Here is a 23,386-nt window from a genome sequence, read left to right as displayed (position 1 = left end):
TCGGCCACGCCGGCGCTTGAAAGGCCATATCATCCGTGAATATGCGTTCCGACTCCAGCGCCAAAGCGTCGATCTACGCGTCAAATCGTAGATCGAGCGCTCTAGGACGCTTAATTGAGGTTTTCGACGAACAGCGCATCCACCCTCTGGAAGCCCCGTGGCAGTTTGTTACCGCGACGTCCACGCTCACCTTTATAGTGTTCAAGGTCGTCCGCCTTCAGTGACAAGGTACGTTTGCCGGCCTGCAGCACCAAAGTAGCGCCCTCCGGCAAAACAGCGATGTCCGTGACATATTCTTCGCGACTGGCAACACGCTCACCGGGAATCCCGATGATCTTATTCCCTTTACCTTTACCTAATTGTGGCAGATCGCTGATTTTGAAGATCAGCAGGCGACCCTCGGTGGTCACCGAGGCCAGCCAGTTGTGTTCACGGTCGGCCACCGGACGCGGCAGGATGACCTTGGCGTTGTTCGGCAGGCTCAACAGGGCCTTGCCCGCCTTGTTCTTGGCTTGCAGGTCTTCGCCCTTGACCACGAAACCGTAACCGGCGTCGGATGCGATCACGTACAGCGCATCGTCTTCAGGCATCAGCACGCATTCGAAGCTCGCCCCTGGTGGCGGCGTCAGACGGCCGGTCAGCGGTTCACCCTGGCCACGGGCCGACGGCAGTGTGTGGGATGCAACCGAATAACTGCGGCCGGTGGAGTCGATAAACACCGCAAACTGGTTGGAACGCCCGGCCGCCGAGGTCTTGAAGCCATCCCCGGCCTTGTAGGACAGTCCGGTAGCATCGATGTCGTGACCTTTGGCGGAGCGAACCCAGCCTTTTTCCGACAACACGACCGTCACTTTCTCGTTCGGCAGCAGATCGTGCTCGGTCATCGCCTTGGCTTCGGCGCGCTCGACGATTGGCGAACGACGGTCGTCGCCATAGGTTTCGGCGTCTTTGATCAGCTCGCTGCGTACCAGTTTCTTCAGCTTGGCTTCGCTGCCCAGCAGGGCTTGCAGCTTGGCCTGTTCCTTGAGCAGTTCATCCTGCTCGGCACGCAGCTTCATTTCTTCCAGTCGCGCCAACTGACGCAAGCGGGTGTCGAGAATGTAGTCGGCCTGGATTTCGCTCAGGGCATAGCGCTCGATCAGGCTGGCCTTCGGCTGCTCCTCGGTACGGATGATGTGGATCACTTCGTCCAGGTTGAGGTAGGCAATCAGCAAACCGTCCAACAGGTGCAGGCGACGCTCGACCTTGTCCAGACGGAATTGCAGGCGTCGACGCACGGTCCGCACGCGGAATTCCAGCCATTCCACCAACAATGCGCGCAGGTTCTTGAGCTGCGGCTTGCCGTCGAGGCCAATGATGTTGATGTTGACCCGGTAGCTGGATTCCAGCTCGGTGGTCGCGAACAGGTGTTGCATCAGCGCTTCGTGATCGACCCGGCTGTTGACCGGAATAATCACGATGCGGCAAGGGTTCTCGTGGTCCGACTCGTCGCGCAAGTCCGCGATCTGCGGGGCTTTCGACGGTTTGGCCTGCATCATCGCGGCAATCTGCTCCAGCACTTTGGCACCAGAGACCTGGTGCGGCAGCGCCGTCACGACGATGTCGCCGTCTTCGACGTGGTAAACAGCGCGCATGCGCACCGAACCGCGACCGGTTTCGTAGATTTTCAGCAGGTCGGCGCGCGGCGTGATGATTTCCGCTTCGGTCGGATAATCCGGGCCCTGAATGTGTTCGCAGAGCTCCTCGACCGTGGCTTTCGGTTCATCCAGCAAACGCACGCAAGCGGTCGCGACTTCGCGCAGGTTATGCGGCGGGACGTCGGTGGCCATGCCCACGGCGATACCGGTGGTGCCGTTGAGCAGAATGTTCGGCAAACGGGCCGGCAACACCAGAGGTTCTTCCAGGGTGCCGTCGAAGTTCGGGCCCCAGTCCGCCGTGCCCTGGCCCAGTTCGCTGAGCAGCACTTCGGAATAACGCGACAGCCGCGCTTCGGTGTAACGCATGGCCGCGAAGGACTTGGGATCATCCGGCGCACCCCAGTTACCCTGGCCGTCGACCAGCGTGTAGCGGTAGCTGAACGGCTGGGCCATCAGCACCATGGCTTCGTAGCACGCCGAGTCGCCGTGAGGGTGGAATTTACCGAGCACGTCACCGACGGTACGCGCCGACTTCTTGTGCTTGGAATCGGCGTCCAGCCCCAACTCGCTCATCGCATAGACGATGCGTCGCTGTACCGGTTTCAGGCCGTCGCCGATATGCGGCAAGGCACGGTCCATGATCACGTACATGGAGTAGTTGAGGTAGGCATTTTCGGTGAAGTCAGCCAGTGACCGGCGCTCTACACCGTCCAGGCTGAGATCAAGGGAGTCGCTCATGCGGGCCTCATTATTTCGTGGTCTGGCGCAGCAGCATGGTGCCACCGCGCTGGGTAAATTCAAGTTTGTTCAGTGCGCTCATGCCGAGCAGCACTTGATTGCCGTGCAAACCGGGCGCCACCAGCGCGCGAACGTCACGCAGCACGATGGCGCCCAGTTGCAGCCGGTCGAGGCGGGTTCGATAGCCCTCGCTCAAGCCATTGGCCGTGCTCAGGGTCACCCCGAAGCCTTTTTCCAGCTTCAATCGTTCAGCCATTTCGGCCGGGATCGACACATCGGTCGCACCGGTATCGAGCATGAACTCCACGGGCTGGCCGTTGATCTGGCCGGTGGCGACAAAATGCCCCTGGCTGTTGCCGATCAGCTTCACTTCGATAAAACCCTGGCCCTGCTCAGAGCTGACGACGGTGTTGGGATTCTGTTGACGCTCCTCCCATTGACCGAAGAACCGCGTCGCCAGAAACAGCGCGGCGCCCCAGGCCAGCACCATCAACACCCGACCGGCGCGTTTGCCCGGCGGTTGCTGACTCATGGCTTGGCACTCCAGCCACCTTCAGGCGCGGCAAAGCGCCACACAATCGGCCGTACTTCACCGTCGGCGCGCGCACCGTTGTTGTTGTCGATACCGATCCAGGCACCTTCGACGTCGATGATCAGCGCTTCCGCCAGCCCAAAGGGTTGTGAATAACGACGATTTTCCTGCAAGGCCTCGGCAGCAAACGACCAGCAGCGCTCGACCTTGGTCGTCACCGCATCACGGCGACAGATCTGAAAGGCGTTGCGCTCAAGGGTAAACAGCTTGCCGTCGAACAATGACAGATCAGCAAAATCCCGAGGGCGAGCTCTGGCGTGGGGAAATTGCGCTGGCTGCATTTCCACCCCGCCTTCACTCAGCAGCACACAGCTACCGTCGCAGTCCCACACTGTTTGCTGGCGCTTGATCAGCAGCAAACCGCGGCGCTCACGTTCGGCGGCCAGCCACAGCGTGTCACCGGCCGGATTGATCGCCAAGCCTTCGAATAATGCATTGAAGTGCAACAACATGCCGCTCGCCCGCGCTTCGCGAACCAGCATCGGCGAGATTTTCAGCCAGGACGCAGGCCCGGTTGGCGGTACTTGCAACACCGCGGCGTGGCCTTCGCTGACGATGTAACGATTGCCCGCGCTGTCACAGGTGATGCCTTCGAAATCCAGATCCCCGCCCCGCACGAACGATGCCGCCCAAGTCCGCGCACGCAAGCCCCAAGGCAAACCGGTGTCGGGCACCAGGGGTACGTCAATGTGCACGGTTTCGGCTTGCCAGGTGGAGTTGCGGGTGTCGAGGCGATAGATTTGATCATCGTCGCGATCCGAAACGGTCCACAGCTCCTTGCCACACTGGGCCAGCCCCGAAAGATTGCCGCCGCGCATGCCGTCGACGGCATGTTCGGACAACAGGCGCAGCTCTGGCGCGGGTTCGGCAGAAACCGTCACCGAAGTCAGCAGCAACGCACACGCCAGGGCCCAGCCAAACCGCATCAGCCCAGAACCTCGGCCAGGTTGCCTTTGGATTCCAGCCAGGTCTTGCGATCGCCCGCGCGTTTTTTCGCCAGCAGCATGTCCATCATTTCCGAGGTCTCGGCGAAATCTTCACCCAGTGTCAGTTGCACCAGGCGCCGCGTGTTCGGGTCCATGGTGGTTTCGCGCAACTGTGGCGGGTTCATTTCACCCAGCCCCTTGAATCGGGTGACCTGCGGCTTGCCGCGTTTCTTCTCGGCCACCAGGCGATCGAGGATGCCGTCGCGCTCGGCCTCGTCGAGGGCGTAGTAGATCTCTTTGCCCAGGTCGATACGGTACAGCGGCGGCATGGCGACATAGACGTGACCGGCATCCACCAGCGGGCGGAAATGCTGGACGAACAAGGCGCAGAGCAAGGTTGCGATGTGCAGACCGTCGGAGTCGGCGTCGGCGAGGATGCAGATCTTGCCGTAACGCAGCTGGCTCATGTCCGCCGCGCCCGGGTCGACACCGATCGCCACGGCGATATTGTGCACTTCCTGGCTGGCCAGCACTTCGCTGCCGTCGACTTCCCAGGTGTTCAGGATCTTGCCGCGCAACGGCAGGATCGCCTGAAATTCTTTGTCCCGCGCTTGCTTGGCCGAACCGCCTGCGGAGTCACCTTCCACCAGGAACAGCTCGGAACGCATCGGGTCCTGCCCGGCGCAGTCGGCGAGCTTGCCCGGCAATGCCGGCCCTTGGGTAATGCGTTTGCGCTCGACCTTCTTGCTGGCCTTCAGACGACGACCGGCGTTGTTGATCGCCAGTTCGGCCAGCAACATGCCGGTTTCCGGGTTGGCGTTGAGCCACAGGCTGAAAGCATCCTTGACCACACCGGAAACGAAGGCGGCCGCTTCACGGGAGGACAGGCGCTCCTTGGTCTGGCCGGAGAATTGCGGTTCCTGCATCTTCATCGACAGGACGAAAGCGATACGCTCCCAGACGTCTTCCGGCGCCAGCTTCACACCACGCGGCAACAGGCTGCGGAACTCGCAGAACTCGCGCATGGCGTCGAGCAAGCCCTGACGCAGACCGTTGACGTGAGTACCGCCCTGGGCTGTCGGGATCAGGTTGACGTAGCTTTCCTGAACGCTGTCGCCGCCCTCGGGCAACCACAGCAACGCCCAATCGACGGCTTCCTTGTTACCGGCCAGGCTGCCGCAGAACGGCTCGTCAGGCAGGCGTTCAAATTCGCTGACCGCGTCTACCAGGTAGGAGCGCAGGCCGTCTTCGTAATGCCATTCGACTTTCTCGCCGGTGGCCTTGTCTTCAAAACTGACCAGCAACCCCGGGCACAGAACGGCCTTGGCCTTGAGCACGTGCTTGAGGCGGCTGATGGAGAATTTCGGTGAATCGAAATACTTCGGGTCCGGTGCGAAGAACACGCTGGTGCCGGTATTGCGCTTGCCGACGGTGCCGATGACTTCCAGCTCGGTTTTCTTGTAACCGTCGGCGAAGGTCATCTGGTATTCGTTGCCGTCACGTTTTACACGCACCCGGACTTCGGTCGACAAGGCGTTGACCACGGAAATACCCACCCCGTGCAAACCGCCGGAGAACTGGTAGTTCTTGTTGGAAAACTTGCCGCCCGCATGGAGTTTGGTGAGGATCAGCTCGACGCCCGAAACACCCTCTTCCGGGTGAATGTCCACCGGCATGCCACGGCCGTCATCGCTGACTTCCAGGGAGTGATCGGCGTGCAGGATGACCTGCACCGACGTCGCGTGCCCGGCCAAAGCTTCGTCGACGCTGTTGTCGATGACTTCCTGGGCGAGGTGGTTCGGCCGACTGGTGTCGGTGTACATGCCGGGGCGTTTGCGCACCGGGTCGAGGCCCGAGAGGACTTCGATGGCGTCTGCGTTATAAGAGCTAGCGCTGGGAGTGGCCATGGGGTCTCGTCGTCAGTGTTCAGTGAAAATAGGGGGGCAATGATCACAGTGCTGTGAAATCGATCGCCTGATACAAATCTGCGCCGATGCCGGCAAAACTCAATATTGCCGGCAGTTGCGCGGCAAAACCCTGGAAACTATGGTCGCCGCCGGCCTGAATGCGCAAGGCACAGGCCCGGTAATATTGTTGGGCGAGGCGATAGTCCAGCGTTTCATCGCCAGTCTGCAACCATACCTGAAACCGCTGCGGATCCTGGGGCGCCGGCACTTCCAGCTCGGCCAGGGCCGTCACGTGGTCGTGGGTCATTTCCCAGGTCTCATCGGTATACAGGTTTTTCTGCGTCCCCAGAAACCCGTCGAACATCCGGTGTGGGCTGACGGCAGGGTTGATCAACAGGGCTTTCAAGCCATGGCGCTCGGCCAGGTGAGTCGCATAGTAGCCGCCGAGTGAGCTGCCGACCAGCAGTGGCCGCCCCAGCTCCGCAATCGCCTGTTCCAGCTGAGCGATGGCCTCGCGGGGATGGTGATGCAGGGCCGGCACACGCAACTGATCGCTCAAGCCCAGCCGCTCCATCACTTCGATCAACTGAGTGGCCTTTTTTGAGGCAGGCGCGCTGTTGAAACCGTGGATATAAAGGATCGAACCAGACATTTGAGCTCCCTGTGCGTCGGGTAAAGAAGGCGGAGTTTACTGCAGGAGCTGTCGAGTGCAACGAGGCTGCGATCTTTTGACTTTGTTTAAAAGCAAGATCAAGAGATCGCAGCCTCGTTGCACTCGACAGCTCCTACAAGCTCCTACAGGGGGAATCGGTAAGTGTCAGTAGCCGTTGGAGCCGTAATCAATCTGGAAATCGAACCCGGTCACGCGCTCAACGCCAGTTTCAAGCTGACCATCGGGCAACAGCCGCAACCACCGATACCCCGGCGCCTGCTCACTCACTTTGAAATCGTCACTGCCCGGTTCGAACTGGATGCAGGTCGAGGGTGATGCGATCAGGCGAACACCGTTGCGCACTTGATCAATCTCCTGATGAACATGCCCCCAAAGCACCGCACGTACCTGCGGAAACCGATCCAGCACCGCGAACAACGCCTCTGGATTGCGCAATCCAATCGGCTCCATCCACGCGCACCCGATCGACACCGGATGATGATGGAAGCACACCAGATGATGCCGCTGCGGCGCCTCGCTCAACGAGCGCACGAGCAATTGCAACTGCTCATCCTGCAAATACCCCGGCACTGAACCCGGCACCGCCGAATCGAGCAACGTCACCCGCCAGTTGCCGATGTCCACCACCGGCTCCAGCAATGCACTGTGCACCGCCGCCTCGGCCATGATCCGCGGCTCGTCGTGATTACCGGGGATCCAGCGCGCCGGGGCATCGATCTGCCGGGTCAGGTCGCGAAACAGCTGGTACGACTCCAGCGTCCCGTCCTGGGACAGATCGCCAGTGGCAATCATCAGATCGATCTGCGGTTGCTGCTTCAATACCAGCTCAATCACCTGTTGCAGGCTGTCGCGGGTATTCATGCCCAGCAACGTCGCGTCCGCCTCGGCAAACAGATGACTGTCGGAGAGTTGCACCAGCAACGCCGGATCGGCGGTGGTCAAAGTGGATACGCTCGGCAAGGCGTTCTCCCAGGGCGTGATCACGGGATTGGAAAGTGCCGCAATTATGCTGGGGGACGATCAAAAGAGGAAACCTGTGAACCGGAAGCAGTTCACAACTACACAGCACTCTTAGCGCACAACGGCGTACTCGTGTCCGCAAGCCAGGCAATGACTCAGCCATTCCCCCAGGAACAGATTGAGTTGAGCCTTTTCGTCCGGCTGATGCATCGCGGCGTTCGGGTAAGGATAGATGCCGCGAAAGCGTCGTGCATGTTCGGCGCTGATAACTTCAGCCATGCGCGCGTCGTGATACACCTGCACTTCCAGTTGCGGCACTGGCAACCAGGGCAGGCTGTGCTCCTGACGCACCTGCAGGGTGGTGGTGTACGGACAGGCTTGCAGCACTTCCAGGGCCAGCACGCCAAGCATCTGGTCACCTTGGGTCACGGCAATGCGCCGGGCCGCCGGATCGTTGCGCATGTCCGGCAACAGTCGCATCAGGCGCGCGTAGTTGGCCTCGCAAGAGGCTTGCAGCCCCACGAGGTCGACCCGATATCGATCGCGCAGCTTGTTTACGACCATAACCCCCTCACTTCCACGCGGTTCAAAGCCAGCCACTGCAAGGCAATGATGCTCGCCGCGTTGGCAATACGTCCGTCACGCACGGCTTGCAGGGCATCTTCGAAAGCCCAGACCGTGACGCGAATATCTTCTGCCTCTTCCTCCAGCCCATGCAGGCCGCCAACCCCGGCACTGTCACAACGCCCCAGGTACAAATGCACAAACTCGTTACTGCCACCCGGCGATGGAAAATATTTGGTCATCGGCCAGAGCGCCCCGAATACAAGTCCAGCTTCCTCCTGCGCTTCGCGGTGAGCAACTTCTTCCGGTACTTCATCCTTGTCGATCAGACCGGCGACCAGTTCGATCAGCCACGGATTGTCGGTCTTGCCCATGGCGCCGACGCGAAACTGCTCGATCAGCACCACTTCGTCGCGCTGTGGATCATAAGGCAGCACACACACTGCATCGTGGCGCAAGAACACTTCACGATTGATCTCGCGACTCATGCCGCCGTCGAACAATTCGTGGCGCAGGTGCACGCGGTCGAGCTTGTAGAAACCCTCGTAGCACTTTTCACGCCGAACAATATCAACGGCGGTCGGAATGGCGTTGGCAAAATCAGTCATGACAATCCTCGTTTACTGCAAATCCGTTACGAGGCTCCTTTTTGTTACTTGCAACCTCGACTTCGCGCCATCCTAACGCGCCCGCGATGTTTGATGCAGCCCCTTTACAGTCAGCGGGATAGACGGTGAGGGCGAAACCAACTCTAATTAGCTTAGTGGCGAACTGACTGCCTCGTTGAGAGTCGAAGCGGTTAACTTTTCGCCTTCCCCTGTTTCATTAAGGACGCCCATGTCGCTTTTCAAGATCGCCTCCGTGGCCGCCATCGCCCTGACCCTGGGTGCGTGCCAGAGTCTTTTCCAGCCCAATTACCGGGCGCCGCTGGAAACCACCCGCGACGCTTCCGAACAGCTGAAACCAGGTTGCGCCAACCCTGACTGCCCGCTGGTGAACATCGATACGCTGCACTTCCCGGCTGAGCCTGCGCTTGACGGCATCATCGAAAAACGTTTGCTGCAAATGACCCGCACCTCACCCGACGCCTCTGTAGCGCCGACGCTGGCGGCGTATCGCGAGCAATTTTTGAGCAGTGCCGAGCCGCGCTACAGCAGCTACTTGCAAGCCAAGGTACGTGAGCAGCATGACGGCTTGGTGATCATTGAACTGTCCAGCTATCTGGACAATGGCGGTGCCCATGGCACGCCAGGCCGCGGTTTCATCAACTACTCGCGTCAGCAGCATAAAGTGCTGACGCTGTCGGACATGGTGATCCCGGGGCAGGAAGAAGCGTTCTGGAAAGCGGCCCAGGTGGCGCACAACAGCTGGCTGATCAGCACCAAACTCGATCAGGAGCCGGAGTTCGTCAAGAGCTGGCCCTTCGTGAAAACCCAGAACGTGGCGTTGACGTATGGCGGGGTGATCCTCAAGTACGAAGTGAGCACCCTTGCGCCTTACGCATTGGGCCACGTCGAACTGAAGATCCCCTACCCACGCCTGAACGGCATTCTCAAGCCTGAGCTGTTTCCCGGCCGTAGCTGAAGGCTCGACCAAGCACCAGTTGCAGCAGCCCTGCCAGTACCAGCGACGGCAGGGTTGCGCCGATGTCCGGATAGAGATTGGCCAGCAAGTGATAAGTACTCACCCCGCCCAACCAGGCGAGCAACGCCGGCCAGCGCAAGGCGGCCGAGGCCACTTGGCTACTGCGTTTGCGCAGGATGAAGTGATCCACTAGCACCACGCCGAACAGCGGCGCAAACACCGAACCGATCAACAGCAGGAAATTCTGGTACTGGGCCAATGGCGCCAGGCAAGCGATCAGCGTGCAGATCACGCCGATGGCCAAGGCCAGATGCTCAACTTTCAAGCGCAGCAGAATCCCGCTGGACACCGCCGCCGAATGAATATCGGCAAAGGCATTTTCTGATTCATCCAACAGAATCAGCAGCAACGGAATCCCCAGGCCAGCACCGGCCAGCGCCAGCAGCAAGGCATTCACTTCACCACTCGGCGCGAACGCCAGGGTGTACGCCACGCCCAGGCTCATCAGCCAGAAGTTACCGATAAAGAAACCCAACGCCGTACCGCCGAAGACATTCTTCGCACGCTTGCCGAACCGCGAGTAGTCGGCAATCAGCGGCAGCCAGGACAGCGGCATCGCGATCGCAATGTCGAAACCGACGGCGAACGGCATCGAACCATCACCGGCCTGCGCCCACAACGCCGCCAGGTCGGCCTTGGCGAACAGGTTCCAGGTCAGCCAGATGCACGCGGCCAGCAACAGCCAGATGCCCCACTTGCGCAGGATCTTGCGCACGAAGGTCAGCGGACCGCTGACCGCCAGCAAGGTGGCCAGTGCACCGAAGAACAGCGTCCACAGCAATGGGTTCGACCACAGGCTGCCTTCGCTGAATGCACGGGCGCCGAGCAGGCTGGCGGCGTCGCGCATCACAATGATTTCGAACGAACCCCAACCGATCAGTTGCAGCAGGTTCAGCACCGCCGGAAGGCTCGCGCCTTTTGCACCGAGGCTGAGTTTGAGCGCGGCCATCGATGACAGGCCGGTGTCACTGCCGATCACGCCGACAGCGGCCAGCAACAGCACGCCGACCAGCGTGCCGAGAAAAATCGCCAGCAATGAGCCGGACAGGCCCAGACCCGGTGCGAGCAAAGCGCCGGTCTGCAACACCATCAAGCCGATGCCGAGGGAAAACCACAGGGAAAACAGATCACGACCGCCGAAGACGCGCTTGTCGGTCGGCACCGCGATATCCGGGGAGTAAGTGCTGGGTTGAATGCTCAAGGGTGTTATCTCAGAGGAACATGTGTTGTGGTGTTGACCACCCTTTGTGGCGAGGGAGCTTGCTCCCGCTGGTCTGCGAAGCAGACCCAAAACAAGTCACCGCGGTCTGACAGTCAGGTTGCGATTACCGATTTTACGACTGCTTCGCAGCCGAGCGGGAGCAAGCTCCCTCGCCACAAGGGTAAGCGGCGCACCCGAGTGCGCCGGTCAGATCAAACCTTCTTGTACAGCTGACTGCCTTCCTGCTTGAACCGCTCAGCCTGCTCCGCCAGTCCCTTGGCGACTTCGACATCGACGGTTTCGATCCGCTGGTTGGCCGCGTATTCACGGACTTCCTGGGTGATTTTCATCGAGCAGAATTTCGGCCCGCACATGGAGCAGAAGTGCGCGACCTTGGCCGAATCCTTCGGCAGTGTTTCATCGTGGTACGAACGTGCGGTATCTGGATCGAGGCCCAGGTTGAACTGGTCTTCCCAACGGAATTCGAAACGCGCCTTGCTCAAGGCGTTGTCGCGAATCTGTGCCCCCGGATGCCCTTTGGCCAGGTCGGCGGCGTGAGCGGCGATCTTGTAGGTGATGATCCCGGTCTTCACGTCATCCTTGTTCGGCAGGCCCAAGTGCTCCTTCGGCGTCACGTAGCAGAGCATGGCGCAACCGAACCAGCCGATCATCGCCGCACCGATACCGGAAGTGATGTGGTCGTAGCCTGGGGCGATGTCGGTGGTCAGTGGGCCAAGGGTGTAGAACGGCGCCTCGTCGCAGCACTCCAGCTGCTTGTCCATGTTCTCTTTGATCAACTGCATCGGCACGTGGCCCGGGCCTTCGATCATGCACTGCACGTCGTGCTTCCAGGCGATTTTGGTCAGCTCGCCGAGGGTTTCCAGCTCACCGAATTGCGCTTCGTCGTTGGCGTCGGCAATCGAGCCCGGACGCAGGCCATCACCCAGCGAGAAGCTGACGTCGTAGGCCTTCATGATTTCGCAGATGTCTTCAAAATGGGTGTAGAGGAAGTTTTCCTTGTGGTGCGCCAGGCACCACTTGGCCATGATCGAACCGCCACGGGAGACGATACCGGTCACGCGCTTGGCGGTCAGCGGCACGTAGCGCAGCAACACACCGGCGTGGATGGTGAAGTAGTCGACGCCCTGCTCGGCCTGCTCGATCAGCGTGTCGCGGAACAGCTCCCAGGTCAGGTCTTCGGCGACGCCATTGACCTTCTCCAGTGCCTGATAGATCGGCACGGTACCGATCGGCACCGGCGAGTTACGGATGATCCATTCGCGGGTTTCGTGGATGTGCTTGCCGGTGGACAGGTCCATGACCGTGTCCGAACCCCAGCGAATGCCCCAGGTCAGCTTCGCCACTTCTTCTTCGATGGACGAACCCAAGGCACTGTTGCCGATGTTGCCGTTGATCTTCACCAGGAAGTTACGGCCGATGATCATCGGTTCCAGTTCGGTGTGGTTGATGTTGGCCGGAATGATCGCGCGACCGCGGGCGATCTCTTCACGGACGAATTCCGGGGTGATGATTTTCGGCACGCTGGCGCCAAAGCTGTGGCCGGCGTGTTGCTGGTCCAGCAGGCCGGCGGCGCGGGCCACTTCGAGCTTCATGTTTTCGCGGATGGCGACGTATTCCATCTCGGCGGTGATGATGCCTTTGCGGGCGTAGTGCATCTGGCTGACGTTGGCACCCGGCTTGGCGCGACGCGGGTTGTTGACGTGGGCGAAACGCAGCTTGGTCAGCTCCGGATCAGCGAGGCGTTCCTGGCCGAAGTTGGAGCTCAGGCCGGACAGGCGTTCGGTGTCGCCACGGGATTCGATCCACGGCGACCGCACATCGCCCAGGCCTTTGCGCACGTCGATGATGACGTTGGGATCGGTGTACGGGCCCGAGGTGTCATACACCACCACTGGCGCGTTGATTTCGCCGCCGAAGTCGGTCGGGGTCACGTCCAGGCTGATTTCGCGCATCGGCACGAGGATGTCGGGGCGTGTGCCCTGAACATAGATTTTTTGCGAGCGGGTAAACGGCTGAACCGATTGCTGATCGACCTTGGCCGAATCACTCAGGTTGGTTGCGATTTTTGATTTTGTAGTCATCACGGGCTCTCCAGACACACATCCAGGCAGTGGATTTTTGTCGGAGCGAACCTGTAAACGAATGGACGCACGGGCGCTGAAAAATCCAGCAGGTGCTGTGCTCGATGCTCGAGGGGTGTTCGATTGTCGAACAACATCCCGGACGAAGCACAAGAGGACTCGCCGGGTGACGAGAAATCTTGTTCCCTACGCAGGCGCTAACCTGATCAGGTTCAACGGGATCCGAAATTATTCGATCTCAGCCTCATAGCAAGGCACCCCGACAAGAACCCGGCCAGTCTAGACATAACCGGCAAAGAACGCCAACACCACGGTAAACACCATGATGAATGGCGCAATCAGCGGATTGTTGCCGTGCCTGCGTGCAACTACACTCGCTACGCCGTGCCGCGCCTTGACGCTCTGCCTTGACGCTGCAGGGCGCCGCGCCGTAGCCTTGGCGCTCAAATTATCAGCGTAATTTTTAGGGATGGCCTCATGCTGCGCAAACTCTCACTGGCCCTTGCCGTGTCTTGTGCGTCCAATGGAATGGCCTGGGCAGCAGAAGCGCCCTTATCGACCAAGACCGACCTGGTCAGCGTCTATCAGGAAGCGGTGGATAACAACGCCGATATCGCCGCCGCCCGTGCCCAATACGGCGCCCAGAAGGAAGTCGTGCCCCAGGCCCGCGCCGGGCTGCTGCCCAACCTGTCGGCCGGTGCCAACATGAACGACACCCGTACCGCGCTCGATCAGCCATCGGTGACCTCGAACCGCAGCGGTACGGTGTATCAGGCGACCCTGTCGCAACCGATTTTCCGCGCCGACCGCTGGTTCCAGTTCCAGGCCGCCAAGGACGTCAACGAACAGGCCGCCTTGCAACTCTCGGCCACCGAACAGAACCTGATCCTGCAAAGCGCCGAAAGCTACTTCAACGTGCTGCGCAGCCAGGACAACCTGGCCTCGACCAAGGCCGAAGAAGCAGCGTTCAAACGCCAGCTCGACCAGTCCAACGAGCGCTTCGACGTCGGCCTGTCGGACAAGACCGATGTGCTGCAATCCCAGGCCAGTTACGACACGGCGCGGGCCAACCGGATTCTCGCCCAGCGTCAGGTGGATGACGCGTTCGAAGCGCTGATCACCCTGACCAACCGTCAGTACAACTCGATCCAGGGCATCGTCCACACCTTGCCGATCCTGCCGCCGGCGCCGAACGACGCCAAAGCCTGGGTCGATACCGCCGCCAGGCAGAACCTCAATCTGCTGGCCAGCAACTACGCGGTGAGCGCCGCCGAGGAAACCCTCAAGCAGCGCAAGGCCGGGCATGCACCCACCTTGGATGCGGTCGCGCAATACAAGAAAGGTGACAACGACGCCCTCGGCTTTACCAACCCGAGCGCGACCGGCGTGCATTACGGCGGCGATGTCGAGCAGCGCACTGTCGGCCTGCAATTGAGCATTCCGATCTACAGCGGCGGGCTCACCAGTTCCCAGGTGCGTGAGTCTTACTCACGGCTGGATCAGACCGAGCAACAACGCGAAGCGCTGCGTCGTCAGGTCGTGGAAAACACCCGCAATCTGCACCGCGCCGTGAACACCGACGTCGAGCAGGTGCAGGCGCGTCGGCAGTCGATCATTTCCAACCAGAGCGCGGTGGAAGCGACCGAAATCGGTTATCAGGTGGGGACGCGCAACATCGTCGACGTGCTCGATGCCCAGCGTCAGCTGTACACCTCGGTGCGCAACTACAACAACACCCGCTACGACTACATCCTCGACAACCTGCGCCTGAAGCAGGCCGCCGGCACCTTGAACCCGGGGGATTTGCAGGACCTGACGCGTTATCTCAAAGCCGACTACAACCCGGACAAGGACTTCTTGCCACCGGATCTGGCGAAGGCTGCGGCGGAGCAGTTACGAGCTAATCCCGCTCATTAAAAGGTAAACCTGTGGCGAGGGAGCAAGCTCCCTCGCCACAATTGGTCGGTGACAAACTCAAGACTTGTCGATCAACCGCCCCAACCCATCCAGCAACCGTTGCAACGCGCCCTGATTGGTGCGCATCACCTTCAGCCCCGCCTCCGCCATCCGCTGTGCATCGCGCGGCAGTTCGAACAGCCGCTGCACCGCCAGTGCCAGACCTTCGGCATCATCGACCTCGGCCAGCGCCCCGGCGCTGCGCAACTGCGCGGCGATTTCGAGGAAGTTGAACAGGTGCGGCCCGCTGAGCACCGGTTTGGCCAAGGCCGCCGGCTCCAGCAGGTTATGGCCGCCGTTGGGCACCAGGCTGCCACCGACGAAAGCGCTGTCGGCCAGGGCGTAGAGAAACAGCAACTCGCCCATGGTGTCGCCCAGCAGCACCGAAGTGTCTGCATTCACCGGCTCGCCCGTCGAACGCCGTACCGTGGCGAAACCTTTTTGCCGGCACAACTCAAACACCGGGTTGAAGCGCTCCGGATGACGCGGCACCAGAATCAGCAAGGCATCGGGGTGATTGGCCAGCAGCCGACGATGGGCATCGAGCACCACCTCGTCTTCACCTTCGTGGGTACTCGCGGCGATCCACACCGGGCGTTCCTGCGCCTGCCATTGTCCACGCAACTCGGCAGCACGTTGCAGTAATTGCGGGTCGATAGTCAGGTCGAACTTGATCGAACCGGTCACTTCAACCGTTTCCGGGCGCGCGCCCAAATCGCGAAAACGCTGCGCTTCGGCTTCGGTCTGTACTGCGAACAGGCTCATCTCGGCGAGCATCGGCTGGGTCAGTTTATGGAAGCGGCCATAGCCTTTGGCCGAGCGTTCGGACAGTCGCGCATTGGCCAGGGCCACGGGAATTCCACGCTTGGCGCACTGATGGATATGGTTGGGCCAGAGCTCGGTTTCCATGATCACCGCCAGTTTCGGCCGGGCCCGATCAAGGAATCGCGCCGCAGCGCAAGGCAAGTCATAAGGCAAATAGCAGTGCTGAATGCGCGGCTCGTTGGCAAACAGCGCCTGGATGCGCTCGGATCCGGTCGGGGTCATGCAGGTGACGGTGATCGGCAGCGTCGGATATCGCTGCAGCAAGGCACGGATCATCGGCGCCGCGGCGATGCTTTCGCCCACCGACACCGCGTGCACCCAAAGGCCGTCCGGCTTCATCGCCGGTAGCGCGAGGGAGAAACGCTCGCCAATGCGTTTGGCGTACGCGGGCGCCTTGCGCGCCCGCAGCCAAAGCCGAATCGCTACCAATGGCAGCCCCAGGTAAAACAGCGCGGTGTAGAGGGTTCTATTCATGGCGGCGGAGTTTATCGGTTTTTTAGCCAATCGCCTGCAAGTGCACGGCAAAACGTTCCGCCAGCCAACGGGCTGCCGGGCCGAGGGGCTCGTCGCGGCGCCAGACCAGCTCCACAATCAATGCCGGCGGCGTCCATTCGCTGGTCAGTTCGACCATCAGATTCTGATACGCCGGGTACTGCACGACATGGCGCGGCAACCAGGCCCAGCCAAGGCCGCGCATCACCCACTCGGCCATCACATAGAAACTGTCGGCCCGCCAGACCTGCGGGCTGGCTGGTTCACTGCCGGGATAGACGCTGGACTGCGTGGACATCAGCAACTGTCGATGCTGCGCCAGTTGCTGGCAATTGACCTGCGTCTGTTGCGCCAATGGATGCCCCACGCCGCACACCGTGACCATTTCAACGCTGCCCAGCACTCGGCGCTCAAGGGCTTCGGGAATCTGCTCGTGATAAAACAGCAAACCCAGGTCGGCCCGACGCTCCACCAGTTTGCGCGCGACATCACCCTGGGCAGCGCTGGTCAGTTGCACTTCGAGGCTGGGAAATTGTTCGGCCAGGGCTTCGAAGCTTTCAACCACTGCCTGATAAGGCATTGCCTCGTCCTGAGCCACCCGCAAACTCGCTTCCTGGCCGCGCATCATCGCCAATGCCCGGCCGTTGAGGCGCTCACATTGGCGCAGCACTTCCCGTGCCTCTTCAAGCAGCGCGGTGCCGGCTTCGGTGAGTTTCGGCTGGCGACCACTGCTGCGATCGAACAGGCTGACGCCCAGGTCTTCTTCCAGCAGCGCAATCGAACTGCTGACCGCCGACTGCGCCTTGCGCTGATCCCGCGCCACCGCGGAAAAGGAACGCTGTTCCGCGACACTGACAAACAAGTGCAGCTGTTCCAGACTCCATTGCATGTTCATGGCTCAACCCATCTTCAGAACAGATAGGTAATGACTTTACCGCATCTGGCGGATCTCTAGAATGCCGACCTCAGAAAGCAACACTTCATACGAGGATTGACCCATGACCGCTTACTACTACCTCGCAATTGCCATCTGCGCCGAAGTGATCGCCACCGTTTCGATGAAAGCGGTCAAGGGTATCAGCACGCCACTGCCGCTGCTGCTGGTCATCGTCGGTTACGGCATTGCTTTCGGGATGCTGACCCTGGTGGTGCGCAGCGTTCCGGTCGGCGTGGCCTACGCGGTGTGGGCCGGCATGGGCATCGTGATGGTCAGCGTCGCGGCACTGTTTATCTACGGGCAGAAACTGGATGTGCCGGCAATGCTGGGGATGGCGTTGATTGTGCTGGGCGTCGTGGTTATTCAGTTGTTCTCGAAAACAGCGGGGCATTAACTGCTGACATCAACCTCTTGTGGCGAGGGGGCTTGCCCCCGTTGGGGCGCGAAGCGGCCCCGAATCCGGTCACCGCTTTTTTCTGACATATTGCGGCGGCAGGCTTTACGACTGCTGCGCAGTCGAACGGGGGCAAGCCCCCTCGCCACAATGGATCTCTTGATCGCCAGCAAAACCTCCAATCCATGAGTCTGTATACTGCGCCCTCGTCTTGAACACTGAGGTCGCTGCATGCCATCCGTTATTTCCACCGACGTTCTGATTGTCGGCGCTGGTGTCGCCGGCCTCTGGCTGAATGCACGCCTGCGCCGCCAGGGTTTCTCGACCGTGCTGGTGGAAAGCGCCAGCCTCGGTGGCGGGCAAAGCCTGAAGTCCCAGGGCATCATCCACGGCGGTGCCAAATACGCGTTGCACGGCGCCCTGACCGGCGCCTCGGAAGCCATTGCCGACATGCCGCGTCGCTGGCGTGAGGCGCTGGCCGGCGACGGCGAACTGGACCTGTCCGACGTGCGCGTATTGTCCGATGCCCATTACCTCTGGTCCCCCGGCACCCTCGCTGGCAACCTCACCAGCTTTTTCGCCAGCAAAGCCGTGCGCGGGCGGGTCGATCAGGTCAAAGGTGATCAATTGCCGCCGGCGCTGCAAGACAAGCGCTTCAAGGGCAAGGTCTATCGCTTGACGGAACTGGTGGTCGACGTGCCAAGCCTGATCCAGCGCCTGGCCGACCTGGCTGGCGACGGTCTGCTGGCCGGTCAGCACATCGAACCGCTACTGGAGAATGGCGAACTGGTCGGTTTGAAAGTCGACGAACGCGAAATCCGCGCCCAGCGCATCGTTCTCAGTGCCGGTGCCGGCACCGCTGACCTGCTGACCACGCTGGGCCTGAGCCAGCCGGCCATGCAGCGCCGTCCCCTGCACATGATCATCGTCAAAGGCCCGAGCCTCAAACCGCTGTACGCCCACTGCCTGGGCGGCGGGCCGAAGCCGCGCGTCACCGTGACCACTCACCCGGCCGCCGATGGCCAGTGGGTCTGGTACGTGGGAGGCGACATCGCCGAAGCTGAAGGCGTGGCCCGCGAGCCAGCCGCGCAAATTGCCGCCGCCCAGAAAGAACTTGGCCAACTTCTGCCGTGGATCGACCTGAGCACCGCACAGTGGGCGACCTTGCGGGTCGAACGCGCCGAGCCGCTGCAATCGGGCCTGACCCGCCCGGACAACGCCTTCCTCGCCGAGCAGAATCGTTTGCTGGTGGGCTGGCCGACCAAACTGGCCCTGGCACCGGACTTCGCCGACCGCGTCATCGCCTCGTTGCAACGCGACGGCATTCAGCCAAGCCATGCCGCCCCGCTGCCGGAACTGCCGAAACCGCCGATCGGTGTCCCTGCCTGGGAGCAACTGCTGCCATGAGCCAACCGACCCTGCATGACCTGCATCGCCCGCTGGGCAGCACAGGCCTGCTGGTATCACCCCTGGGCCTGGGCACAGTGAAACTTGGCCGCGATCAAGGGGTGAAATACCCCAACGGTTTTCAGATCCCCGACGACGACGAAGCCCGCAGGCTGCTCAAACTCGCGCGCGACCTGGGCATCAACCTGATCGACACCGCCCCGGCCTATGGCCGCAGCGAAGAGCGTCTCGGCCCGTTGCTGCGTGGTCAGCGTCAGGACTGGGTAATCGTCAGCAAGGTCGGCGAAGAGTTTGCCGACGGTCAGTCCCGCCATGATTTCAGCGCTGCGCATACCCGGTTCTCGGTGGAGCGCAGCCTGCAACGCCTGGAAACGGACTTTATCGATCTGGTGCTGGTGCATTCCGACGGCAACGACCTGGCGATCCTCAACGACAATGAGGTCTATGCGACCCTTGCCGAGCTCAAGCGCGAAGGCAAGATTCGCGGTTTCGGCTTTTCCGGTAAAACCGTCGAAGGCGGTTTGAAGGCTCTGGAACAAGGTGATTGCGCAATGGTCACCTACAATCTGAACGAACAGAGCGAGAAGCCAGTCATTGACTATGCTGCTGCTCACGGCAAAGCGATCCTGGTCAAAAAGGCCCTGGCCAGCGGCCACGTCTGCCTGAGCCCGGGTGTTGATCCGGTGCGTGCCAGCTTCGAGTTGTTGTTTGAACACCCGGGGGTGGCCAGTGCTATTGTCGGGACCATCAATCCGCTGCACCTCGCCCACAACGTCGCGACCGTTGCCCAGGTCCTTCATAGGGCCTGTTGACGTTTGGTGACGACCGCGACGCTGGCCGTCAACAGACCCTAGCCATTGATGCCGCCCACGCGGCCTTAAGCAGGAGCCGACATGCCGCGTACGCTGATCAGAAAGAACCCGAGCAACTTCAAGACCCTGCCGCTGTTCGTCGAAGCCACGCCCGAAGGTTTGAGTTATCAGAGCGTCGGGATGCCGTTGAATTTTTCCCAGACCCTGCAACGCCGCCGTCCGGTGACGGTGGCCGATAGCGAGCGGTTTGCCCTGGAGCTGGCGAACCTCGGGGTTTCGGTGCGCCTGACCCTGCATTGGCAGAATCGCGACTACTGGGTGTTGGTGCGTCAACGTCGGCAGGATCGCGGCGACGTGGTGCTCAAGCTGATCTCCGGCTACGTGCCGGCCCATGAGCTGAACCTGCCGCTGCACACGGCGACCCAGGAAATTGCCGAAGAGTGCCTGCTGGAAACCCCGGAAGGCTGGCTCAGCGGGCGCTTCAACGAAACCTGGCTGCCAGCGCCCTACTCGGCTGCCCTGCACTACCGCGAAGCCCTGCCGTTTCGCCTGACACCACTCTCCGGCTCGGCGCGGCCGGTGCGCTGCGCGAACATGCCGCTGATCGAACGTCCCCGGGCCTACGTGCACTTGCCGACAGCCTCGCTGCAATTGATCTACGATTTGCGCCTGGACGTGCCCAAGGAAGCCAAATCCCTGAGCCTGTTCCATGTCGACGAGCGGCTGGAGGGCGATCAACTGGTGGCCCGGCTCGATCGCAAACGTCCCGATTTGTACCTGATGCCACTTGAAGACGGGGTGCCCCTCCCCGAGTTGTATACGCTCAAGCGCGATAAGCTTTTACCGGCCAGTACCCGTGGACTGTACCTGGCGGAGAGCTTCGCTATCCAACAAGGTTGGGTGGTCCGTGAAGAACGTATTCGCTGGAAGGACTGGATAGCACAACAAGGGCTGGGGGTACCGAAAGCTCAGCGACAAGGGTTGAAGCAACTTAGCGTGAAGGCTCTCCGACTGGTGAAGCTGGTGCGGGGAACACTGAGTAAATAATTGCTTGCGCCTAGCTTGATCGTTGCTTGTCCATGAACGTGCGGAACTGCGCAAACAAATGAAAGTAGCGATTCTCCCGCTTGCCCATGCCGCGCTTGGGAGAGAACGATTCATCAGCAAATGCACCGGTGATACGAACACGGGAAGCCTTGGTATCCATGGTGCAAATCCGGGCTCCTGCCTGTTGTAATACGTATTTGAGCAGTCGTTCGGAATGTAACTGCCTTCCTGTCGCCTTGCAGAAGTCGAAGATGTGCTCGATCCTTTTCCCATAAGCCATATAGGTATCGCGCCCACAAATGGCAAAACGATCGTTCAGCCCCCCCCACCACTGCCAATCAGGGATATAGCTATTCAGTCGCCTGGCTTCAGGGTGATCGAACACATAGGCGGGAAGCGGTGTGTGATAGAAATTGTCCGGACGAACGAATACTACGAAATCAGGATTGAAGGACTCCATCATGGCGGTGACTGTGTGCAGCGAATTCAGCTGATAGATCAGGTTCCGAAGTGATGCGTACTCGTCAGCCCAGGTATCGCCGAGTGCCTTGACTTGTTCAAAGTTCCAACGCTCAAGAACACCTTCCGTTGAAGTGAGCTGGCCCGTCATAACCTCGAAGGCCTTATAGTTATCCGCCTTCAGCTCCCCCCTTTCGCCTGAGCGCGCGTTCTGGACTTCGTCGACTTTATACAGATGATAAAAGCATTTTACGTTGCTGTTCGGGGGCAACTGCGCAAGAACGTTTTCTTGAATGGAGGGAAAGCAGATTTCCGAATTTCTTGGGATACCAAAAAAAGCCACCGCAACATTTAACACTCGACAACACCCCTGAAAGAAAACGAGCCCGCTTTTCGGCGCCCTGCTGGTGACCGGTTACCAACAATCATTCATTTGCGACGAAGCAATGTTTGCCACCAACTACGACGCCGCAGAGGCACGACGATGACGTCCGACTTTTGCAGCCAGTCTCGCTCATAGTCCCAGGCATGCCCGCCCCAGAGCTTTCCTGCCTCGTTGGAAAAACCCAATGTCATCAGTTGGTAGGTATAACCAGTGTGACTGCGCAGCCAATCGAACAACACCAGTGCATTAAAGCCGGTGGAAGGTCCAACATACCGCTTGCCTCCTGGTCGGTCGACCGGATAGTTCCACAGTGCCGGTAACGGAATGCGCTCCCAAAAAAGCGCCACTCGCGGCAAAGCGCACATTGGCTCCGTACATCCCACCAGCATTGTGAAACAACGCTCGCCAGCGTGTTCGAAAAGTCGCCGCACTTCAGATCCATAAGGAAGGCCGAAAAAGTAAGCGTCCGGCGCGTTGTAGCCATGAACGAATACATTGACGCTCTGCGGGCGAAGCAATGCTGATTTAACACAGGTGTTGAAGCTGACCACGACGTCATCAATGCCAATATTCAGTGCCTGGAAATCGGCCGACGTAATAGCCGGATTATTAGCTATAAGCACAACGCGAGCGGCCGAGCGCAGACAGTCTTTCAGCTCCTGCGGCAGTCCATCCATAACGGACTGGTGCCCACCAGGCATTGCATCCAGCGCCAATTGTTCACAGGTTTGAGGCTTCTGACATTCCATGAGCTACTCCGGAACCTTCATCCCATGACGTAACTTGACCCACAGACGAGTGAATGCCGATGGCGGTCGCCAAGGACGCATTTCACGCTGGATTTCAACAGCGAGGGTACGTCCCACACGTGCAAAGGAATACTGGCTCTCAGCGAACGCCTGCCCGTTACTGGCGATACGAGACGCTAACGCAGGATCATTCTCCAACAGCTTGAGTTTTTCCACTGCCTCCTCTTCGGAGCGATAGAACACGGTGTTGTGCATATCCTGAAAGCCCAACAACTCATCTTCTTCACCTTGACTCCAGGCCAGCAGTACACAGCCACAGGCCATGGCTTCAAAGTTTTTGATCATGAATTCGCCCATGCCGATATCGGCACTGACAAAGATCTTGATGCGATTGAGTGTTTCAAGATATTCGGCGCCAGACTGGGTCCGGGTTACCAACATGCCGGTACGCCGAGCCAGCGATTCAAGGACGGCCTTGCGCTGCGCATATTCGGTACTTTTCAAACTGCCCAGAAACCCGATCGGAATGTCTCGAACACCGTCCATGTTATGCAGCATCTGTTCGTCATATCCTTTTGAAACGAACACTGCATCAATATTTTCAGCTTGCATCCTACGCGCAACAACAGCGCCAGACACCAGCACGCGAGAGCTTGGGAGACGGCGATACAGACGCGAATAAACTCTCCGGTACTTACTGTCGGGCATGTAGTTCTGATAGGCGTCATGCTCGAGAAAAATCAGCCCGGGAATACACTTTAGAACACTGAGCTGCGGCGCGAGGCGCTTGACTCTGGAGAAAATCACGACCCGGTCAAAGTTCTGATAATTGACCGAAGCGAGAAACGGGCCGAGCTTCATCTGTTGCAGTTTGCTTAGGCGATAGACAACGCAATCGGTGCAGTTCTGCTGCACGATTTCATACAGACGGTCCAATATGACACGCTGCTCATCCATCACCAGGAGCATGACTTTCATA

Annotated in this window: 21 protein-coding genes and 1 riboswitch; of the genes, 6 read left to right on the top strand and 15 right to left on the bottom strand. The window is 60.0% G+C overall.

The window, feature by feature from the left end; translation table 11 throughout:
- Positions 1–110: 110 nt before the first annotated feature.
- The 8 genes from parC to ACEN9A_RS01845 form a co-directional block, all read right to left on the bottom strand.
- On the bottom strand, positions 111–2,375 hold the full coding sequence (gene parC, locus ACEN9A_RS01880) for a DNA topoisomerase IV subunit A (protein ID WP_258672175.1): 2,265 nt from the start codon (positions 2,373–2,375) through the stop codon (positions 111–113).
- A 10-nt stretch (positions 2,376–2,385) separates the two neighbouring features.
- A complete protein-coding gene (locus ACEN9A_RS01875; RefSeq protein WP_018928522.1) occupies positions 2,386–2,907 on the bottom strand; it encodes a retropepsin-like aspartic protease family protein in 522 nt (173 codons plus the stop codon).
- Positions 2,904–3,893, bottom strand: coding sequence for an esterase-like activity of phytase family protein (locus ACEN9A_RS01870; protein WP_258672173.1), 990 nt, complete (start codon positions 3,891–3,893; stop codon positions 2,904–2,906). Before ACEN9A_RS01870 ends, ACEN9A_RS01875 begins: the two co-directional genes overlap by 4 nt.
- Positions 3,893–5,800, bottom strand: a complete 1,908-nt coding sequence (gene parE / locus ACEN9A_RS01865) for a DNA topoisomerase IV subunit B (protein WP_019582186.1) — start codon at positions 5,798–5,800, stop codon at positions 3,893–3,895. The genes ACEN9A_RS01870 and parE overlap by 1 nt, the downstream gene beginning before the upstream one ends.
- Positions 5,801–5,843: 43 nt before the next feature.
- Positions 5,844–6,452, bottom strand: coding sequence for a YqiA/YcfP family alpha/beta fold hydrolase (locus ACEN9A_RS01860; protein WP_258672172.1), 609 nt, complete (start codon positions 6,450–6,452; stop codon positions 5,844–5,846).
- A 165-nt stretch (positions 6,453–6,617) separates the two neighbouring features.
- Complete coding sequence (cpdA, locus tag ACEN9A_RS01855) at positions 6,618–7,433, bottom strand: 3',5'-cyclic-AMP phosphodiesterase (protein WP_258672171.1); 816 nt, start codon at positions 7,431–7,433, stop codon at positions 6,618–6,620.
- Between the two features lie 111 nt (positions 7,434–7,544).
- Positions 7,545–7,997, bottom strand: coding sequence for a DUF1249 domain-containing protein (locus ACEN9A_RS01850; RefSeq protein ID WP_007939629.1), 453 nt, complete (start codon positions 7,995–7,997; stop codon positions 7,545–7,547).
- A complete protein-coding gene (locus ACEN9A_RS01845) occupies positions 7,988–8,605 on the bottom strand; it encodes an NUDIX domain-containing protein (RefSeq protein WP_258672170.1) in 618 nt (205 codons plus the stop codon). The genes ACEN9A_RS01850 and ACEN9A_RS01845 overlap by 10 nt, the downstream gene beginning before the upstream one ends.
- 229 nt (positions 8,606–8,834) lie before the next feature.
- Here ACEN9A_RS01845 and ACEN9A_RS01840 point away from each other — a divergent pair, with 229 nt between their 5' ends.
- On the top strand, positions 8,835–9,581 hold the full coding sequence (locus tag ACEN9A_RS01840; protein WP_258672168.1) for an RsiV family protein: 747 nt from the start codon (positions 8,835–8,837) through the stop codon (positions 9,579–9,581).
- Here the strand turns inward: ACEN9A_RS01840 and cytX are convergent.
- Both cytX and thiC read right to left on the bottom strand, forming a co-directional pair.
- Positions 9,550–10,842, bottom strand: coding sequence for a putative hydroxymethylpyrimidine transporter CytX (cytX, locus tag ACEN9A_RS01835; RefSeq protein WP_258672167.1), 1,293 nt, complete (start codon positions 10,840–10,842; stop codon positions 9,550–9,552). The two genes, ACEN9A_RS01840 and cytX, sit on opposite strands and share 32 nt — an antisense overlap.
- A gap of 212 nt (positions 10,843–11,054) precedes the next feature.
- Positions 11,055–12,944 carry a phosphomethylpyrimidine synthase ThiC gene (thiC, locus tag ACEN9A_RS01830; protein WP_258672166.1) on the bottom strand — a complete coding sequence of 630 codons (1,890 nt, stop codon included), beginning with the start codon at positions 12,942–12,944 and terminating at the stop codon, positions 11,055–11,057.
- Positions 12,945–13,110: 166 nt separating this feature from the next.
- Positions 13,111–13,216, bottom strand: a riboswitch (TPP riboswitch).
- 205 nt (positions 13,217–13,421) lie between these two features.
- Between thiC and ACEN9A_RS01825 the strand changes: the two genes are divergently transcribed.
- Positions 13,422–14,861 (top strand): TolC family outer membrane protein, encoded by a 1,440-nt coding sequence (locus tag ACEN9A_RS01825; protein WP_019650714.1) that lies wholly within the window; start codon positions 13,422–13,424, stop codon positions 14,859–14,861.
- Positions 14,862–14,918: 57 nt separating this feature from the next.
- On the opposite strand, the gene waaA is transcribed toward ACEN9A_RS01825, so the two are convergent.
- Positions 14,919–16,199, bottom strand: coding sequence for a lipid IV(A) 3-deoxy-D-manno-octulosonic acid transferase (waaA, locus tag ACEN9A_RS01820; protein ID WP_258672164.1), 1,281 nt, complete (start codon positions 16,197–16,199; stop codon positions 14,919–14,921).
- Positions 16,200–16,221: 22 nt separating this feature from the next.
- Positions 16,222–17,112, bottom strand: a complete 891-nt coding sequence (locus ACEN9A_RS01815) for a LysR family transcriptional regulator (RefSeq protein WP_018928534.1) — start codon at positions 17,110–17,112, stop codon at positions 16,222–16,224.
- Between the two features lie 103 nt (positions 17,113–17,215).
- Between ACEN9A_RS01815 and ACEN9A_RS01810 the strand changes: the two genes are divergently transcribed.
- The 4 genes from ACEN9A_RS01810 (at position 17,216) to ACEN9A_RS01795 (ending at position 20,814) form a co-directional block, all read left to right on the top strand.
- The gene (locus ACEN9A_RS01810; protein WP_007939639.1) at positions 17,216–17,548 is read left to right on the top strand and encodes a DMT family transporter; all 333 of its coding nucleotides are present in this window, start codon (positions 17,216–17,218) and stop codon (positions 17,546–17,548) included.
- Positions 17,549–17,779: 231 nt separating this feature from the next.
- Positions 17,780–18,955: an NAD(P)/FAD-dependent oxidoreductase gene (locus tag ACEN9A_RS01805; protein WP_258672162.1), complete on the top strand. Its 1,176-nt coding sequence runs from the start codon at positions 17,780–17,782 to the stop codon at positions 18,953–18,955.
- Positions 18,952–19,767: an aldo/keto reductase gene (locus ACEN9A_RS01800; protein ID WP_258672160.1), complete on the top strand. Its 816-nt coding sequence runs from the start codon at positions 18,952–18,954 to the stop codon at positions 19,765–19,767. The genes ACEN9A_RS01805 and ACEN9A_RS01800 overlap by 4 nt, the downstream gene beginning before the upstream one ends.
- 81 nt (positions 19,768–19,848) lie before the next feature.
- Positions 19,849–20,814 carry a metal ABC transporter ATPase gene (locus ACEN9A_RS01795; RefSeq protein ID WP_258672159.1) on the top strand — a complete coding sequence of 322 codons (966 nt, stop codon included), beginning with the start codon at positions 19,849–19,851 and terminating at the stop codon, positions 20,812–20,814.
- A 10-nt stretch (positions 20,815–20,824) separates the two neighbouring features.
- On the opposite strand, the gene ACEN9A_RS01790 is transcribed toward ACEN9A_RS01795, so the two are convergent.
- The 3 genes from ACEN9A_RS01790 to ACEN9A_RS01780 all read right to left on the bottom strand — a co-directional run bounded on the left by ACEN9A_RS01790 (position 20,825) and on the right by ACEN9A_RS01780 (position 23,385).
- Positions 20,825–21,631 carry a hypothetical protein gene (locus ACEN9A_RS01790; protein WP_018928538.1) on the bottom strand — a complete coding sequence of 269 codons (807 nt, stop codon included), beginning with the start codon at positions 21,629–21,631 and terminating at the stop codon, positions 20,825–20,827.
- Positions 21,632–21,702: 71 nt separating this feature from the next.
- Positions 21,703–22,407 (bottom strand): hypothetical protein, encoded by a 705-nt coding sequence (locus ACEN9A_RS01785; protein ID WP_258672158.1) that lies wholly within the window; start codon positions 22,405–22,407, stop codon positions 21,703–21,705.
- 3 nt (positions 22,408–22,410) lie between these two features.
- Positions 22,411–23,385 (bottom strand): glycosyltransferase family protein, encoded by a 975-nt coding sequence (locus ACEN9A_RS01780; protein WP_019650721.1) that lies wholly within the window; start codon positions 23,383–23,385, stop codon positions 22,411–22,413.
- Position 23,386: the final 1 nt, after the last annotated feature.

The sequence above is a fragment of the Pseudomonas sp. Pseusp18 genome, assembly GCF_059506005.1.
This window is presented reverse-complemented; position numbering and strand designations above follow the sequence as displayed.

What these genes read in the sequence shown, in the direction of transcription:
- ACEN9A_RS01840 (WP_258672168.1), top strand. Translation starts at nt 8,835, where the DNA reads ATGTCGCTTTTCAAGATCGCCTCCGTGGCCGCCATCGCCCTGACCCTG.
- ACEN9A_RS01785 (WP_258672158.1), bottom strand. Translation starts at nt 22,407, where the DNA reads ATGGAATGTCAGAAGCCTCAAACCTGTGAACAATTGGCGCTGGATGCA.
- ACEN9A_RS01875 (WP_018928522.1), bottom strand. Translation starts at nt 2,907, where the DNA reads ATGAGTCAGCAACCGCCGGGCAAACGCGCCGGTCGGGTGTTGATGGTG.
- ACEN9A_RS01860 (WP_258672172.1), bottom strand. Translation starts at nt 6,452, where the DNA reads ATGTCTGGTTCGATCCTTTATATCCACGGTTTCAACAGCGCGCCTGCC.
- ACEN9A_RS01795 (WP_258672159.1), top strand. Translation starts at nt 19,849, where the DNA reads ATGCCGCGTACGCTGATCAGAAAGAACCCGAGCAACTTCAAGACCCTG.
- ACEN9A_RS01780 (WP_019650721.1), bottom strand. Translation starts at nt 23,385, where the DNA reads ATGAAAGTCATGCTCCTGGTGATGGATGAGCAGCGTGTCATATTGGAC.
- waaA (WP_258672164.1), bottom strand. Translation starts at nt 16,199, where the DNA reads ATGAATAGAACCCTCTACACCGCGCTGTTTTACCTGGGGCTGCCATTG.
- ACEN9A_RS01800 (WP_258672160.1), top strand. Translation starts at nt 18,952, where the DNA reads ATGAGCCAACCGACCCTGCATGACCTGCATCGCCCGCTGGGCAGCACA.
- ACEN9A_RS01805 (WP_258672162.1), top strand. Translation starts at nt 17,780, where the DNA reads ATGCCATCCGTTATTTCCACCGACGTTCTGATTGTCGGCGCTGGTGTC.
- parE (WP_019582186.1), bottom strand. Translation starts at nt 5,800, where the DNA reads ATGGCCACTCCCAGCGCTAGCTCTTATAACGCAGACGCCATCGAAGTC.
- thiC (WP_258672166.1), bottom strand. Translation starts at nt 12,944, where the DNA reads ATGACTACAAAATCAAAAATCGCAACCAACCTGAGTGATTCGGCCAAG.
- ACEN9A_RS01845 (WP_258672170.1), bottom strand. Translation starts at nt 8,605, where the DNA reads ATGACTGATTTTGCCAACGCCATTCCGACCGCCGTTGATATTGTTCGG.
- ACEN9A_RS01810 (WP_007939639.1), top strand. Translation starts at nt 17,216, where the DNA reads ATGACCGCTTACTACTACCTCGCAATTGCCATCTGCGCCGAAGTGATC.
- ACEN9A_RS01870 (WP_258672173.1), bottom strand. Translation starts at nt 3,893, where the DNA reads ATGCGGTTTGGCTGGGCCCTGGCGTGTGCGTTGCTGCTGACTTCGGTG.
- parC (WP_258672175.1), bottom strand. Translation starts at nt 2,375, where the DNA reads ATGAGCGACTCCCTTGATCTCAGCCTGGACGGTGTAGAGCGCCGGTCA.
- ACEN9A_RS01815 (WP_018928534.1), bottom strand. Translation starts at nt 17,112, where the DNA reads ATGAACATGCAATGGAGTCTGGAACAGCTGCACTTGTTTGTCAGTGTC.
- ACEN9A_RS01850 (WP_007939629.1), bottom strand. Translation starts at nt 7,997, where the DNA reads ATGGTCGTAAACAAGCTGCGCGATCGATATCGGGTCGACCTCGTGGGG.
- ACEN9A_RS01825 (WP_019650714.1), top strand. Translation starts at nt 13,422, where the DNA reads ATGCTGCGCAAACTCTCACTGGCCCTTGCCGTGTCTTGTGCGTCCAAT.